The following is a 1,039-nucleotide window of genomic DNA, read 5'->3' on the forward strand; positions in this document are numbered from 1 at the left end:
ACATGTTCCTGCGCGACGTGCCCACGGGAGCGCACTTCGCGCCGGTCACGGCAGGGCTCGTCACGGTGGCCTGGGTGACGGCGGTCCTCGCACCGGCCGCCGTGGTGTTCTGCCGGAGGGACGCGTGAGGCTGCGCCTGGCGTACCGCGCCGAGCTGTCCAAGCTCCTGAGCCTGCCTGCCGTGTGGATCACCCTGGCAGTGCTCTTTGCCCTCTCGCCCGCACTCGGCGCGGTCGCCGGACCACGATCCGCCCCGTACACCGGCATCGGCTTCCTGGTGCTCGGCGTCATCGCGGTGTCCTCGGAATACGACGGAGGACAGGCCCGGACCACCGCGATGGCGATGCCCCGGCGCCTGCCGCACCGCATCGCGTCAACGGCCGCCCTGCTCACCCTGGCGCTCCCGGCCGCAGCCGGCTGTGCCTCCGCCACACACCTGGCATCCGGACACTCGATCGCCGCGACCACGCTTCCCGCCATGACCGGGGGACTGACCCTGGCCGCCCTCCTGGCCTCGGCGGCTGGCCTCCTGCTGCGCCACGCACACGGCACGGTCGCCCTGCTCGTCGGGTACTTCACGTTCGTCGGGCCCGTGCTGCGCGCGCGGTTCCCCGGCGTGGCGGATGTGCTGCCCGACCTCGCCCCGGTGGCGGCGCGGCCCTTGCCGGTCACGCTGGCATGGACGCTGGCCGCCCTGGCCGTCGCGTTCGTGACGTACCTGCACCGGGACATCTGACAGCACGAGTCACCGGGTGACCCCGGCACGGCCGCCAACTACAAGGCCTGCGCGAGCCCCTCCGCGCGGGATGTCCCCCTGCCGTCCTGGGCAACCCTGCCGCACCGCCGTCGGCCCGGCTACCGCCGGGTCCCTCGACGGCTCGTCCGCCGGCGCACCGCCCTGTCGCAATGTACGGCGCGTCGACGGCGCTCACCTTCCACCCGTCGGGCGTGCGGGACATGGTCATCCGCGTCGGCCCCGTCCGCCCCGGACAGCTGGGCATCGTCGTCCCAGCGGCCGAACGGGCCGTCACGGCCGGGG

General features: G+C 74.1%; 1 protein-coding gene. It reads left to right on the forward strand.

The genetic code is table 11. The features are described 5' to 3' along the window. The first annotated feature begins 124 nt into the window (after positions 1-124). The gene (locus ACIOHC_RS43855) at positions 125-736 is read left to right on the forward strand and encodes a hypothetical protein (protein WP_365694446.1); all 612 of its coding nucleotides are present in this window, start codon (positions 125-127) and stop codon (positions 734-736) included. Positions 737-1,039 lie beyond the last annotated feature (303 nt).

Origin of the sequence: Streptomyces sp. NPDC088252, from assembly GCF_044740965.1 — a bacterium.
Classification (GTDB): domain Bacteria; phylum Actinomycetota; class Actinomycetes; order Streptomycetales; family Streptomycetaceae; genus Streptomyces.